The 14893-nt window shown below is 48.9% G+C and carries 15 protein-coding genes and 1 pseudogene; 5 read left to right on the top strand and 11 right to left on the bottom strand.

All coding sequences use genetic code 11. From position 1 onward, the window contains the following. Positions 1-145: 145 nt before the first annotated feature. The 5 genes from AA84_RS0111195 to AA84_RS0111220 form a co-directional block, all read right to left on the bottom strand. Complete coding sequence (locus AA84_RS0111195; protein WP_037563521.1) at positions 146-1597, bottom strand: glycoside hydrolase family 68 protein; 1452 nt, start codon at positions 1595-1597, stop codon at positions 146-148. A 700-nt stretch (positions 1598-2297) separates the two neighbouring features. Continuing rightward, entirely contained in the window at positions 2298-3188 is an 891-nt protein-coding gene (gene htpX / locus AA84_RS0111205) for a zinc metalloprotease HtpX (RefSeq protein ID WP_028977275.1), read from the bottom strand. 12 nt (positions 3189-3200) lie between these two features. Further along, positions 3201-3746 carry a LemA family protein gene (locus tag AA84_RS0111210; protein ID WP_028977276.1) on the bottom strand — a complete coding sequence of 182 codons (546 nt, stop codon included), beginning with the start codon at positions 3744-3746 and terminating at the stop codon, positions 3201-3203. A gap of 51 nt (positions 3747-3797) precedes the next feature. Beyond that, the gene (locus AA84_RS0111215; protein WP_028977277.1) at positions 3798-3992 is read right to left on the bottom strand and encodes a hypothetical protein; all 195 of its coding nucleotides are present in this window, start codon (positions 3990-3992) and stop codon (positions 3798-3800) included. A gap of 38 nt (positions 3993-4030) precedes the next feature. Continuing rightward, positions 4031-4807 carry a tyrosine-protein phosphatase gene (locus AA84_RS0111220; RefSeq protein ID WP_028977278.1) on the bottom strand — a complete coding sequence of 259 codons (777 nt, stop codon included), beginning with the start codon at positions 4805-4807 and terminating at the stop codon, positions 4031-4033. A 361-nt stretch (positions 4808-5168) separates the two neighbouring features. On the opposite strand from AA84_RS0111220, the pseudogene bla reads away from it, so the two are divergent. Beyond that, positions 5169-6080 (top strand): annotated as a pseudogene (gene bla, locus AA84_RS17720) (class A beta-lactamase). 159 nt (positions 6081-6239) lie between these two features. Here bla and AA84_RS0111230 read toward each other — a convergent pair. Both AA84_RS0111230 and AA84_RS0111235 read right to left on the bottom strand, forming a co-directional pair. Then, positions 6240-6872 carry an NUDIX hydrolase N-terminal domain-containing protein gene (locus AA84_RS0111230; protein WP_028977279.1) on the bottom strand — a complete coding sequence of 211 codons (633 nt, stop codon included), beginning with the start codon at positions 6870-6872 and terminating at the stop codon, positions 6240-6242. 7 nt (positions 6873-6879) lie between these two features. Continuing rightward, positions 6880-7665: a glucose-1-dehydrogenase gene (locus AA84_RS0111235; protein ID WP_028977280.1), complete on the bottom strand. Its 786-nt coding sequence runs from the start codon at positions 7663-7665 to the stop codon at positions 6880-6882. Positions 7666-7833: 168 nt separating this feature from the next. On the opposite strand from AA84_RS0111235, the gene AA84_RS0111240 reads away from it, so the two are divergent. Continuing rightward, positions 7834-8517: an NAD(P)H-dependent oxidoreductase gene (locus AA84_RS0111240; protein ID WP_028977281.1), complete on the top strand. Its 684-nt coding sequence runs from the start codon at positions 7834-7836 to the stop codon at positions 8515-8517. Positions 8518-8659: 142 nt separating this feature from the next. Here AA84_RS0111240 and AA84_RS0111245 read toward each other — a convergent pair whose 3' ends face one another. Further along, complete coding sequence (locus tag AA84_RS0111245) at positions 8660-9598, bottom strand: coiled-coil domain-containing protein (RefSeq protein ID WP_028977282.1); 939 nt, start codon at positions 9596-9598, stop codon at positions 8660-8662. A gap of 213 nt (positions 9599-9811) precedes the next feature. Continuing rightward, positions 9812-10450 (bottom strand): GNAT family N-acetyltransferase, encoded by a 639-nt coding sequence (locus AA84_RS0111250; protein WP_028977283.1) that lies wholly within the window; start codon positions 10448-10450, stop codon positions 9812-9814. Positions 10451-10623: 173 nt separating this feature from the next. Here AA84_RS0111250 and AA84_RS0111255 point away from each other — a divergent pair, with 173 nt between their 5' ends. After that, a complete protein-coding gene (locus AA84_RS0111255; RefSeq protein ID WP_028977284.1) occupies positions 10624-10980 on the top strand; it encodes a hypothetical protein in 357 nt (118 codons plus the stop codon). 513 nt (positions 10981-11493) lie between these two features. On the opposite strand, the gene trpB is transcribed toward AA84_RS0111255, so the two are convergent. Both trpB and AA84_RS0111265 read right to left on the bottom strand, forming a co-directional pair. Then, positions 11494-12666 carry a tryptophan synthase subunit beta gene (trpB, locus tag AA84_RS0111260; protein ID WP_028977285.1) on the bottom strand — a complete coding sequence of 391 codons (1173 nt, stop codon included), beginning with the start codon at positions 12664-12666 and terminating at the stop codon, positions 11494-11496. Between the two features lie 132 nt (positions 12667-12798). Next, positions 12799-13170 (bottom strand): DUF2500 domain-containing protein, encoded by a 372-nt coding sequence (locus AA84_RS0111265; protein ID WP_028977286.1) that lies wholly within the window; start codon positions 13168-13170, stop codon positions 12799-12801. A gap of 117 nt (positions 13171-13287) precedes the next feature. Between AA84_RS0111265 and AA84_RS0111270 the strand changes: the two genes are divergently transcribed. Continuing rightward, complete coding sequence (locus AA84_RS0111270) at positions 13288-14160, top strand: cation diffusion facilitator family transporter (protein ID WP_028977287.1); 873 nt, start codon at positions 13288-13290, stop codon at positions 14158-14160. Between the two features lie 67 nt (positions 14161-14227). Next, positions 14228-14845, top strand: a complete 618-nt coding sequence (locus tag AA84_RS17725; RefSeq protein WP_037563525.1) for a cupin domain-containing protein — start codon at positions 14228-14230, stop codon at positions 14843-14845. Positions 14846-14893 lie beyond the last annotated feature (48 nt).

Consider the following 14893-nt stretch of genomic DNA (forward strand, 5'->3'; position numbering starts at 1 on the left):
TCCCGCAGGCGTCTCGCACCTCCGCTTTGTTTCTCGGCCAAGACACTGGGCTATTGGTTTGAAGACAGGGCAAAATCATATACTTTCTTATCCTGCAAAAAAATGTCACCGATAGGCGACATTTTTCAAAATCTATTCCGTTTAATCAGTCAATCGTGAGCTGTCCTTGATCAAGCGTACTGTCAGGAACGACCGAGCTGCGTGATCCTTGCAACTTCACGAGGAAGCTTGGTGCAAACGTTGAGTGTTGATCGTCAAATGTACCGCGGTTGGTCATATAGCTCGTAATCACTACGTTGTTGCCGCGCTTTTGCGGTACGGCAAAGTGCGAGTAATTCCAAGTGATGTCATCGGTATCCAAGTCCATGTGGAGCACTAGACCGCTGCCATTCATTGGACGATAGGTTCCGGTCAGCGAGTTGGACACGTAACCGAGCATGTAGATATCTTTGTCTCCGATTCCGTCAATCGTCATTTTCGCGCCGCGTGAATCGGTAAACAGATACCATTTGCCATTCTTTTTAAAGAGGTTCGCCCTCTCGATTTCATCGGTGACCGTATTCGATGTAATCAATGGTTTCATGACTTTTTTCAGCGTGTAATCGTTATTCAGCTCAATGATGCCCAAGGCCCCATTGGCCAGCGATGCCAGATTCTTTTTCGGGCTTTCGAGCAGTGCTTTTCGCTCTTTTTGGAAATACCGGAGCCCGCCGCCGTAGTAGGCCCGGTTGTCCAGCTGGTTGTCTCCCTGATAGCCGACCTTCGTCCCGGTATTTGCTTCAAAGACAAGGTATTTGTGCCCTTTATCTTCTACGTAATGTGGATCACGCAGCGTATGGTTATCTGCGCCCTTGTCACCGGCCACGAATTGATCAACGGTTTGATAATATTTGCCGTCGCCATCAAAAATTGATTTCAAATCTTCGATGCCGTCAACCTTTAAGGTCGTTGCATCAGGCTGTGACAGATTGATCTGCGCAGTCGTTAAGGTTTGTTTTCCGTAGAGTTTCTTGCCTTCGTCCCATGGATGACGGTTTGTGTAAAACAAACGCACTTTGCCGTCCGAGGTCAGCGTTGCCGATCCCGACCATTCCTCTGCCTGATTCTTCAAGATTTCATCATTCGTTTTCAAGTGATCATCCGCTTGGAAAACGCGACCTGCGTTCTTCCAGCTGTCAATCGATGTGTCGCCTTTCTTTTGGTAAAAAAGGTAAATGAATGTGTCGCTGCCGACATTCGGATCACCGGCGAGTGCAAAGACAATGTTATAGCCTTTATAGTTGGCTACCGTGCCGTCCGCGTTCTGCAGCGGCCAGCTGTCCCAAACATCCAAATCGATTTCGTTTCCATCTTTATCCTTGCCAACTGCCGATGGTAAATTTTCAATCGTTGATTCATCAAATTGCGGAACTTCGAAGCGTTCGTTCCCCTGCTGATCGGGAATTTTACTCATATCATAGCGTGTAATATGGGAAACGCCATAAGTCTGGTTCTTCCCAAAAGCATCAATTGGTTTCGCGGATACATTGCCTGCACCTACAATCAAAAAGGTTGCGGTAAGCAGTCCTGCAATAAGCTTCTTTGGCTGTTTTCTCACGGTATTCTTCTCTCCTCCGACGATTTTGGATTCATCGTTTCATAAACGTTGCCCTATTCACTTTTTCTCTGTTGTGCGCACAGGATAAGAACAATTGTCAACCGGTTGTCAATCAATCGATGACTGGGCACCTCTAGAATACGGTGAAGCCAGCTGTCTGTCAATTCACCAAAATATGTCGGTAAGCGTTTCCCAAACTAGACCTTATTAAGCCTTTAGTCCCTCTTTAGATGACTGATGTAACAAACTATGCAATCTTTTGTTTTTGCCCCGTTCAAGTCGATATACAAATTAATCTGCCCTAGTCCATAACGGACTGGGATTTTCAAGCGCGCAACGCAACGAATGGACAGTACTTTTGAACCATTCGTAAAATTTCAATGATCGTTACACAAACGCAACAAAAACGGGTCTATAGCCCCCAATTCATTCCAGAAAAATTTACATTACATTTTATTATCAACCGCATTTTGTCAACCGATTGACAATTGAATCATCCTTAATCGATAGGACCGTTCACTAGCATTCATCTCCATCCATGTGTAATGGGCTTTCGTCTTTTCGGTGCTGAATCCCGCAAACGCCGGAGCATCTGCGCGTTGATGCACGGGTTTTTTGCATGTCCAAAAATCACATCCTGTCTTTACCTGCAAAAAAAATTCCTCGCACAACGTTCTGTACGAGGAATTTTTCATTATGATTACATGGCCCTGAGCCGTTCAATCCGGCTTTCGATCGGTGGATGCGTTGCGAACCAGTTCGTTTTTTTCTTGTTTTTGCCGAATGGATTGGAGATGTACATTGAGGCCGTCGCGTCCTTGACCCGTTTCATTCCTTTGTCGTCGCTGCTGATTTTGGTAAGCGCGTTGATCAGTCCTTGCGGATCGCGGGTCAGTTCAACCGCTGAGGCATCTGCCAAATATTCACGATTTCGCGAGACAGCAAGCTGGACGAATTGTGCAACAAGCGGCGCAAGTATGATCAGAACCAGTGCAAGAATCATAAAGATTGGATTTGACTTTTCATTATTGCGTTTGTTGTTTCGCGCGCCGCCCCAGAAAAGCATGCGCTGTCCGATGTCGGCAACAACCACAATAACGCCGACAAGTGCAATGCAAAGCGTCATCAAACGAATGTCGTAATTGCGAATATGAGAAAATTCGTGTGCAGCAACTGCGGCAATTTCCTCACGGTTCAACCGTTCGAGTAAGCCGCTGGTGAACGCAATCACGCTTGACTCCGGTTTCATTCCGGTCGCAAACGCATTGGGCGACGGATCGTTGACAATATAGATTTTCGGCATTGGCACATTGGCGGCCAGCGCCAGTTCCTCGACAACATTGAACAGCATCGGGTTGTCCTTTTTCTCAATCGGATGCGCACCGGCCATGCTGAGCACTTGCGCACGCGCACTGGCAAAGGTGATCGGCACGTAAACAGCAAGCACAACCGCTGCAATGATTGGCCCGGAGAACAGGTCGCCGTTCAGAAAATAGCCGACCGCCCAGCCGATCGCCAGTACAAGCACGCAGAAAAAAGTAAGCAAAACAAGCGTTTTCCGCTTATTTTGTTGAATTTGCTGATAGAGCATACGCCGCCTCCGTTAGAACGTAACCTTAGGCACGTCGCGTTCGGCTTCCGGAATCGAGAGCAGTTCTTCTCTTTGGAAGTTGAACAATTTTGCAATAATGTTCGATGGGAACGATTCACGCTTAATGTTGTAATCTTTAACCGTTTTGTTGTACAGCTGGCGCGAATAAGCAACCTTGTTCTCAGTCGTCGCCAGTTCTTCCTGCAGGCTGAGAAAATTCTGATTGGCTTTCAAATCCGGATAGGATTCCGCCAATGCAAAAATTGACTTCAATGCACCTTCAAGTTGATTGTCCGCTTCAATCCGCTGCTGCGGCGTTCCGCTCACCAGGCCATTGCGCGCAGCAATGACTTGATTAAGCGTTTCTTTTTCATGTTTGGCATAGCCTTTGACCGTTTCGACAAGATTTGGGATCAGGTCATGGCGCCGTTTCAGCTGGACATCAATCTGGCTGAATGATTCCTGCACCCAGTTACGCAGCTTGACCAAACCGTTGTATTGCGCAATAAAATAGATCACAATAATCGCAATGATCGCAATAATAATCCAAGTTGCCATCTTTTTTCTCCTCTTTAAATCATTTTCTTAAGTATAGCATTGGAACGCCGCTTATAAATGATTCATCGTAAAATTCCCATAAGCGATGCGCGCAAAAAATGTACTGAAGTGGCAATACGCTTCGATTGGCCATGCCGACGGGCGAATGCCCTGACCGCGGCTCAAGCCATTGCCGCGGGTTCGCTGATTTGTAAACGTCCCGCCGGCATGATTGATCGCCTGGAAGTGAATTTCGCTACTCTGCATTTAAAAACAGCAGCTTCTCAAAGCCGCTGTTCCAACCTTTATTCGAGGCAGTATGCTTGAAGGCGCCGGCGATCCGCGCGGGTAATTCCGAACTCTGTTTCCAAGTACTTGCCGAACTTGCCATAGCTGCTGAAGATCGCGCCAATCGCTGCGTCCAGATATTCTTCATGAACGAGGAAGCCCTCCTCGAACCGCTTCAGCTGCGGCCCGCTCACGTAGCGTGCAGCATCCGCGAATGTTTCCTCGTGGTAGCGAGTAAGCGTTTGATTCGAGAGCAAATAATCATCCATAATTGTCTCAAAGGAGACACCGAGCGTACGCAGCAGCAGCATGGCGCCGACCCCGGTGCGATCACGGCCGCCGGCACAGTGATGCAGTACCGGCAGATTTTCCTCCGGGTTCTTGAACAACTGCATCAGCCGGTAGTACGATTTGTTGTGCACCGGCATTTCTCGATAGACTTGCGCAAATTTTTCTCGTGTAAACGTTTTATAAAAAGTCGCCGGATCCCATTCCTCGCGCGCCGTCGTTTTGTCCTCGCCGTTAACCGCAATCCGCTCATGGCGCTCGCCGCCGATTTGCGGATCCGGCCGCGCATCTGCTTCTGCTTTATCACGATAGTCGTAAATGACTTTGAGATTCAGATCCTGAATATGTTTTCTATCTTGCTCGGTACTATCTGTTAAATCGGCCGACCGGAAGAGCAGACCGCGTTTCACTTTCCGACCATCCCGCGTTTTGATTCCGCCCATATCACGGAAATTATAGACGCCTTTTAAAGGCAGTACACGTTCCATTAATCCGTTTGTTTCCATCGGATCCCCTCTTTCCATCCACTTTTTTTCTGTTTTCATTTATCATATCATAGTTTATAAGCGGAATTATTTCGTGTATGCAAACGAATCGTAAACATTTTCGGGACCGTTCACGCAGCGGAGATTCGCTTTCGCTTTTTGCGATTTCGCTTTAACCTCGCGGATCAGTCGATCGCTTACGGTACATCACAAAATCACGACTCTATAGGCGCAACCTGGTGAATTTTCTGGAGGAAGTGATGCGTTGAAATAAAGCGATTTACTAGACAAATCGTCAACACTAACCACCTTAGCCATCTTATTCTCATTGAACAACACACTATGATTTTTAGGATTATAAAATCCGAAAAAAGTGACCCTTTTGAAAAGGACAAGGTTGTTAACAATAGGGATTTGTACGGGCCTGCTAACTTTAAGTCGTATAGGCGCAAAACCTTTCACGGGCAGATCAGTGCAGGTGGAAGCAAAAAAAATAGCGCAGCGAACAAACCGTCCGACTGATCAAGCGTTCGTTCAACTTGAGAAAAAGTTCGACGCCCGGATTGGCGTTTATGCTTTCGATAGCGGTACACAACGGACAGTCGCTTATCGACCGGATGACCGGTTCGCCTATGCCTCTACCTATAAGGCCCTAGCTGCAGGAGCCGTGCTGCAACAAAGCTCGATTCACCAATTAAATGAAGTCATCCTGTTTAGCAAAGATGACTTAGTCACGTATTCTCCAATCGCTGAAAATCGCGTGAATAGCGGCATGACCCTTGGTGAAATTTGCGAGGCTGCCATTCGCTACAGCGCTAACACTGCGGGCAACCTTTTACTTAAGAAACTAGGCGGTTCTAATGGATTTGAAAAAACACTCAATAAGATTGGCGACAATGTTACGAAGGCGAACCGCTTTGAGACAGATTTGAATGAAGCGATTCCCGGAGACCTCCGTGACACAAGCACGGCAAGCGCACTTGCTACCGATCTTAAAGCTTTCTCGGTTGGCAAGGCACCGCCAACTCATAAACGTAAAATGCTCGCCGATTGGATGCGTGGAAACACTACTGGAGACCAACTCATTCGTGCCGGCGTGCCAAAAGGCTGAGCGGTCGCTGATAAGTCCGGAGCCGGCGGTTATGGAACGCGAAACGACCTTGCCATCGTTTGGCCACCGAAAAGATTGCCCATTATCCTTGCAATTCTGTCCAGCCGTGATACAAAAGATGCCCCCTATCATAACGAACTTATTGCGGAGGCTGCGAAGCTCACAATCAGCACCCTTAAGTGAGTGTAGCGATTGGAATACTAAAAATAACGGATTCAAGCGTCTAGAGTGACGGTTAATCAAACTTATTCTGAACCAACAAAGGTCCTTCAAACCATTATTGCGCGATTGGCAGTGAGATCGTCAAGATCAGAAACAAAGGTATATAATAAGGTCCGCGCGTTAGTCAAACACGGCGGTCCAATTTGGATCGTGATATGCGGCGAAGCACATCTGAATTTGTTCCTTTGTATTTTTTTCTTCGGCGAGCGTCGGCAGCTCGTCCAGTGCGAAGCAGCGGCTCTCGGTGGTTTCACTGTTCGCTTGGAATTGTCCGCCGATTCGTCTGCATTGGACGAAAACTTTGCATACCCCGTACGCGTAGCGCGGTCGGTTGTGCGCATTGCGGTCGTGAATCGCAATGATCCGCATCGGTTCAACCTCCAGCCCTGCCTCTTCTTTTACTTCTTTTTTCGTATTGGATTTAATCGATTGATCAACATCGACCCAACCACCGGGCAGCGACCAGGTGCTGTTGTTTTCTTTGACAAGCACTATTTTTTCATCTTGAAAAATGGCGGCTCGCGTATCGAGCTTCGGCGTCTGATAGCCGGTTTCGTTGCAGAAAAGGTCATGAACCTGCTCTAGCGAGAGGCCGCTTTTCGTGGCAAGCATTTCCGCGGCGATTTCGCGAATGCGGGTGAACCGCTCCTGATCAAAACGGTCCTTCGAGTAAGCGAGCCCTGCTTGGGCAAGCGACTGAAGCTCAATCGCCCAGTCCAGCCAAGGCTTATAAAGCGCTTCTTTTTGCTCCATGTATGGCTCAGCCCTTTCCCTCTTCGAATTCGGAATAAAGCGACATGCCGCCGTCGACGAAAAGGGTTGTCCCGGTGACATAGCTCGATTCACTTGACGCCAGCCATGCAGCGGCGGCAGCCACTTCTTCCGGCTTCCCAATGGCGTTGATCGGAATCATCTCCAACGTACTCTGTTTCTGCTGCGGATCAGCGAATTTTTCCGCATTAATCGGCGTTTCAATCGCGCCCGGGGCAATACTGTTGACGCGAATGCCGCGTTTTGCATACTCCAAAGCAATCGTTTCGCTAAACAGCTTGACCCCGCCCTTGCTCGCCGCATAGTGGGCAAATGTCGGCCACGGAATCCGCTCATGAACCGAAGACATGTTAATGATGTTCCCTTTCTTCTGATGCTTTAGAAAATGGTTGATCGCCGCCCGCGCACCGAGAAAAACACCGGTTAGGTTGACGTTGATCACCTGCTCCCATTCTTTGAGGCTCATCTCATGCGTGGGGACGCGATTCTCCATGCCGGCGTTATTGACCCAGACGTCCAGAGCGCCGAAATGCTGTTCAGCCGCATCAAGAAGTGCCTGAATCCCTTGCTCGCTACCGACATCTGCTTGAATCGCAACCGCGTCGCCGCCGGCTTTTTTCAATTCTTCAGCGGTTTGTTCCGCCTGCTCACGGTCGCTGTGGTAATTGATCACAACGGCCATTTTTTCTTCAGCCAGTCGGCGCGAGATCGCATTTCCAATCCCCTTTGAGCCGCCGGTCACGACCGCTACTTTTCCTGCCAGATCTGAATACATCGAAAAACCTCCGATCATACGTCTTCTTTTTATTGTGAAAAAGAAATGGCTCAATTGCAAGCCATCCGCAAAGGTCTACCCGTTCGCTCAAGCCTTCTCGCTCATTTTTCCCGCCAAACTGATTTATAATAACCGTTGGGAACACGATTGAAGAAAGAGGGATTGTTCATGGAAACCACAAGAAACAAAGAGCAAATTAAAGCGCAGATTTTGTCCGCGTTTCACTTCCGCCATGCCTGCAAGGCGTTCGATTCGACCAAGAAAATCAGTGATGACGATTTTCGCTTCATTCTGGAAACCGCGCGACTGTCGCCGAGCTCATTTGGCCTTGAGCCGTGGAAATTCGTCGTTGTACAATCTAAGGCTCTGCGGGAAAAAATCGCCCCAGATGCATGGGGTGCAACCGAAAAACTGAAAACAGCCAGCCACTTCGTCCTCGTTCTGTCGCGTCTGAAATCGGGACTTGCAGCAAACGCGCCGCATGTTCAGCACATGATCCGTGAGGTACAGAAGTGTCCGCCGGATATTGCCAAGATGATGACCGGCGCGATCGATAATTTTCAAAAGGTTGATTTTGATCTTGCAAGCAATGATCGTGTCTTCTTCGAATGGGGCTGCCGGCAATGCTACCTTGCCCTCGCCAACATGATGACCGCTGCTGCTGAAATCGGCATCGACTCCTGCCCAATTGAAGGATTTAATAAAGAAAAAGTTGAAAAAGTGCTAAAAGATGAAGGGATCATCAAAGGCGGCGACTTCGGCATCGCCTGCATGGCGGCGTTCGGCTACCGCGCCAAAGAGCCGCGGCCGAAAACGCGCCAACCGATCGAAGACATCGTCGACTGGCGTTAAGGAAGTGAATCATCCTTGAAAAGCGCAGCCAGCTCAGGCTGTGTTTTTTTTGCACGATTAGAAGGATAAGCGCCCTAAGGCTTCTCCAAATTCTCTTTATAGGCGCGACTGCAACGGTACCCCGCTCAATCTTTGGGCGTGCTCAATAGTTCTCGATCATTTTCGTTCGTCGCTTTTCCGTTTCTTCAAGCTTCTTTTTCAGATCAGCGCTTTGTTGGCGGAGCTGATCAAGCAATTGAGCAATCTGCTGCAGAATTCGCTCGATCTGCGCGCTGGATTTCTGAATCTTCGTGTGCACCATCCAATCGGTCACCACGTTATCAAAAAAATAGTCGGCAAAGGTTAGCAGCCCATTGCTTTCGAGCTCAGAAAACGACGCGCCGGTCACGTCACTTAATTCCTTTTCAAAGCGGCGCAGTGCTTGCTGGGCATCATGAATATCGCCGCGTGCGCCGTCCATTCGCTCATGCTTCATCGCGGTTGAGATAAATCCTCCGCCAAACAGGTCGAGATTGGACCAATTTTTCGCTGTGTTGAGCGAAGCTTGGGCGTGCTCCAATGCCTCGTGCGCCTGTTGACCTGCCGCAATCGCTTCCTTATGTTCCTTGAGTCCTGCACGCAGATCTGCTTCCTGATCGAGCAGCTGGTACAGCGCTTTACTTATTGGCGATGCCGTATCATGAATCAATTGCTCTTTATGCTGCATCCAAGCCTCGTAGCGCGTGTCTGCACCGGCAACCTGTTTCAGTTTTTCAACGAGCTCCGCTTGCTCTTTTTTCATATCTTCCAGTGTTCGTCGCGCTTCCTGTTCCTTCAACTGTGCCGTTATCGCTTCCTGCTTCTCTTTGTCGATCTTCTCTAGTTTGCGGCCGATCAACGTATAGAGAATCGATGGCACACTTAACGATTCCATCCGCGTGACGTCCTTCTGCTCTTTGGTCAACGTTGCTTGAAGCCTCGCCCATTTTTGTTCCTGCTGCTGCGTCTCGTCCTTCAGACGCGCCAGCTGGGCTTCCCACTTCTTCTTATTTTTCACCTGTTCTTTAATTTCTTGAAGTTCTTGGTTGAATGCATCAAACATAGCCTCTCCTCCATTTTAAGAAAAACCAAGCTGTACTTGGCACTTAAACCATCTTATTTTTGTGTACGCTCCGATTGCTCGCTTGCCGCGGGCGCCCGTGCACCTCCGTTTTGATTCTCGGTCAAGACACGGGTCTATTGGTTTGAAGGCGGAGCAACATCCTATTCTTTCTTTGAATCGTGACGGATAGGGGGATGTGTATGTTTTTATTTTTCACTTTTCTCGTGGCGCGGTCGCGGCCCATTCTGAATCGAGCACACCGTAAACGACATGATCCACGTAATGATCGTAGAGCCACTCGCCGGAACGGATGCAGCCTTCCTGCTTAAAGCCAAGCCGCTCAGGAATCGCGCGGCTCTTCGAATTTCCAAGCGCAGCGCGGATTTCCACCTTATGCAAACCGAGTTCTCGAAATGCGTAATCCGTTAATGCTGATGCGGCGCGTGTCATGATCCCTCGGCCTTGGTATTGCGAACCGAGCCAATAGCCGATTTGCGCGGTTTTGTTCGCCCAATTGATTTCGTTAAAACTGATCAGCCCCGCTGTCTCGTTATAAAGGAAACTTGGTGAAGCCAAGTTTTCAGGCACCGGCTGGGCCTTCGTGGCCTTTACACGATCTTTTCTTATTCTATGAAAAAGGATGACCGCCGTCATGCTTCGGTTCTCGCCATAGCCTTTGCGCGCTGCTCGAATAAACGCTTGAGTATCCGTGACCGCGCGCGTCACATCCAGCCACGGCAGCCATTCGCGCAGCGAATGCCGCGACTGTTCCGTCAAATCGAAAATCGCTTCCGCATCTTGCGGCTCCACGAGTTTCAGAACAAGTTCATCGTCAATCTTATGAAGAAACATAAGTAAGCATCCTTTCTGTTTTTTCATTATTGTATCATGCATGGGTTGAATAGTTGGGTTAAAATGGAAGAAAAACATTGGAGGGAACGGTTTGAAAAAATTAGTCCTGCTTTTCGTATGCATGATGCTTTTCACCGTTTCATCGTGCACCTCACTCAGCGCAGAGCCGCCAAATGTACAAGTCACCGTGCAACACAAAAAAAACGGAAACACGCAAGGGCGGCTATGAATGGAGCTACGGGTTGTTCAGCCGCACCTCTGTCGTCGCCGATGTTTCATCGCAATGGACGGAAACTATGCACCGGCGGTCTATTGATCCCGGTCAAAAAGCAACCGTCTCCTTTTCCGATCGTTCCCATCCGAAATTCAGTGCGCATCTCTATAATCAGTACCGCAAAGGATCAGCGCTCCCGGTTCATAAAAACACGATAACGTTGCCAACAAAACCAGGAATTTATGTGATCCTGATTCAAGCACATTGGCGATCCGGCAAATCAGATTATGCATTTTCTGTTAACGTAGACAAATAGACACTTTGATTTTCATAGGAACGTTCCGTATCGATAAGCATCTGAGAAAAGCTGTCATCTTCATCACCGGCATGTCGGGAGCCTAGAAGATCCACCTTGCGTGATGAAGTTTAGTGCAGAGGGTACAAAGCTGTCGATACCGCCAATAACGCCTTCATTTGGGAAGTGCTGCTTCCTGACGGACCAGGTTTTGAGCAGCGCTGGAAGGAGCAGCAAATAAGCAATCTTCTTTCAAATCATGATGAAAGTTGTATGGCTTCTCTTGAGATACGTTCCGAATCAAGTGACGTTTTATCCTCAATTCGATGCAATTGTACTTATTTAAGTGCAACACACGGTCGCTATGAAAAGTCGGTTTAACGTACGAAAATACAAGCTCAATGCGCGCGAGCTGTTCTTCACTTAGGAAAAAAGCGGCTTAAGCATTTGAATGCCAAGCCGCCTTTTTGATCACGCCTGCATGAGCGTTCCTTTTCTTTTACAAATCGTAGCGTTAAACCTTATTTCAACCTTTTATTTTTTGTTCAGCATTTCATAGACTTGCTTGACGTCTTTGTCGCCGCGGCCGGAAAGGTTGACGATGATGCTTTCGTCCTTTGGCAAGGTCTTGGCGAGCTTCGTCGCATAGGCGACGGCATGCGCGCTTTCGAGCGCCGGGATGATCCCTTCGACCTTGGACAGATTCAGGAAGGCATCCAGCGCTTCTTTGCCGGTGACCGTGACGTATTCGCCGCGCCCCGATGCTTTCAGGTAGCTGTGTTCCGGACCGACACCCGGATAATCAAGACCGGCGGCAATGGAGTAAGTCGGCTTCGGATTGTTGTTTTCATCGACAAGCGCGTAGCATTTGAAGCCGTGAATCACGGCCGGTACGCCTTCGGCAATGCTTGCGGCTTCTGCCGGCTCGACGCCGATAAGGCGGACGCTCAGCTCGTCAATGTAATGGGCAAAGGCCCCGATTGCGTTGCTGCCGCCGCCGACACAAGCAACAACCGCAGCAGGAAGTTTGCCTTCTTTTTCAAGAATCTGCCGCTTCGACTCTTCGCTGATAATCGACTGGAAATGATGCACCATCGTTGGGTACGGGTGCGGACCAACCGCTGACCCCAGTAAGTAGAACGTTGTCTCATGATTTTGCACCAAATCTGCCAGCGCAACATCAACTGCGTCCTTCAAACGGCCCTGACCCTTTTCTACAGGCACGACTTTAGCGCCAAGCAATTCCATCCTGAAGACGTTCAGTGCTTGACGTTCGGTATCGTATTTACCCATGTAGATCGTACATGGCAGACCGAATAGTGCGGCAACGGTGGCTGTTGCGACGCCATGCTGTCCGGCGCCGGTTTCTGCGATGATGCGCTTTGCACCCATCCGTTTGGCCAGCAGAATCTGACCGATTGTGTTATTAATCTTGTGCGCACCGGTGTGGTTCAAATCCTCTCTTTTCAGATAGATTTTGGCACCACCGGCTTGTTCCGTCAGGTTTTTTGCAAAAGTCAACGGATTTTCGCGTCCGACATAGTCTTTCATGTAGCCACGCAGTTCTCTGTTAAATTCCGGGTCGTCCTTATATCGGTCGAAGGCTTCGGCAAGCCTTGCCAAGACCTTCTGCAATGCTTCGGGGACATAGCTGCCGCCGAATTCACCAAATGTTCCTACTGATGCTGTACTTAAATGATTACTCAACTCTGCTCAGCTCCTGTTCTTTTTCGTACCCGCCCTCCGGAAGGTACCGAAAATGTAGTGCTCTTTTAGTCTCTAACTTTCAAAAACGATTGTCAATCGATTTTTTAATTGACAAAAAGTTTTCAACCTCGGTCACGGTTCAAGGCTTCCCCCGGCATTGCGCTGATAACCCAGATAGCGTGTGCCTTGAAATTCGAGCATGCCATGATCGCCTTCTGCAAGCATGCCGTATTCTGACCCAGACACTTCAAACTCGATCCGGTCGCCACTCTCCATCTCAAATGTGGCATAATAGTGGGTAATCACAGGTCTTTCGTTTCCTCCGGCCGTTCCGGTTCTTTTGCCAACAACCTGTGCTGGAACACGAAGACGCGGCTTTTGCTTGTTGGATGACCACGTTGCCGCTCGCTTTACAAAACTGAAAATAATGCCGCCGATCACAAGCGCAAAGCCAATAAAAATAATGATTTGCACCATTTGAAATGAAGCATCAACCGTATCCAATAAACCAACCTCCACATGCAGATTCATTCATTTGTTTATGGGGTATAGATGAAACGTTGCGCTTAGTATAACAAATGATTCACAATCTTTTTATGAAAAGAAAGTCTGGTGTCCGCTATGATTCAAGACCGATATTTGAACCTGAAATTAAGTGAACGCGGTGCAATCATAAGTATCATCACTTACTTGATTTTATCTGCGCTCAAGCTGTTTGTCGGTATTTCAATGGGCTCGCGCGCGCTTCGTGCCGATGGTTTTAACAATGTCACCGATATTTTCGCTTCGGTTGCTGTGCTGATTGGCTTGAAACTTTCCCAGCGTCCGGCTGACAGCGACCACCCGTACGGGCATTGGAAAAGCGAGACGATCGCCTCGCTCTTTGCCTCATTCGTCATGATGGCGGTCGGTGTTCAAGTGCTTTTCGACGGCGCGCAATCCATTTTTAACGGGCATGAAGAACGTCCGGATCTGCTCGCCGCTTGGATTGGCCTTCTCTGTGCAGCGATCATGTTCTCCGTTTACGCATACAATAAACGGCTGTCCAAGAAAACCGGCAGCACCTCGGTCCTTGCTGCAGCAAAGGACAATTTTTCTGATGGCTGCGTGAGCATTGGCGCCAGTATTGGTATTTTCGGTGCACAAATCCACTTAAACTGGCTGGACTCGGCGGCAGCGTTTGTGATCGGACTGCTCATCTGCAAAACCGCCTGGGACATTTTCAGAGAATCCTCATACTATCTGTCGGACGGCTTTGATGACAAAACGCTGCATGCCTTTAACCATTTGGTCCATTCGGTGCCCGGCGTTGAAGGTGTGCGCGATATCCGCGGGCGGAAATATGGCAATAACACGGTTATTGATTTAGTCATCGTTGTCAACCCGGACATGAGCTTGCGCGAAGCACATCGCATTTCTTCTCGTGTTGAAGCCGTATTGATGGATAAATATGACGTCTTCGAGGTCCATGTACACGTCGAACCGAATGAATAGGCGTTTCACCCTTGGCCGGCTTCAGGCATAAAGTAGAGAGAAATGAATCAAAAAAGGGATGATGCTTATGCCGGTTAATCCATCCGACCCGTCTTTTACCCTGTTCGGCGATTCGATGCGAACCGTTACGGAACAACGCGATGCAAACAACTACATTTTCCAGCTGTTCGGGCCGCAGCTTCCGACAATCAAAACCGGTTTTTTCAACGCCCGCATGACGCGCGGAATCATTATTCAGCCGCACTGGCACACCAATGCTTCTGAAATGGTCTTCGTGATCAGCGGTACGGTGGTCACATCGGTGTTCAATCCATTTACGCAAAAGGTGATGACCTATCGTCTCAATCCAGGTCAGGTGTGCGTTCTGCCGAAAGGATGGTTCCACTGGATCCTTGCCTTGACGGATGACGTGCACCTACTGACAATCTTTGATCAGCCGACTCCGGACGTTGTCTTTGGTTCCGATTTTCTACGCGTCATACCGGCAGAAGTCATGAACCGTGCCTATTGTGTTGATCCGTCCGCCTATGCTCAAACCGTTGCGCCCATTCAGCAGTCTACCATTCTCGGTCCACCGGTCAGCTGCACCAATCAAAAGCAGCCCAACGAAGCGGGCCCGCAGCCGAAGCCGTACCCCTCCTCCTATTTCGCAGGACCGGCCGCGCCGATACCTTATGACGCATAAAAGTAAAAAGACGCAGATCCCGATAATCTGCGTCTTTTTGTTAATGAA

The organism is Sporolactobacillus terrae DSM 11697 (assembly GCF_000648615.1).
Taxonomy (GTDB): domain Bacteria; phylum Bacillota; class Bacilli; order Bacillales; family Sporolactobacillaceae; genus Sporolactobacillus; species Sporolactobacillus terrae.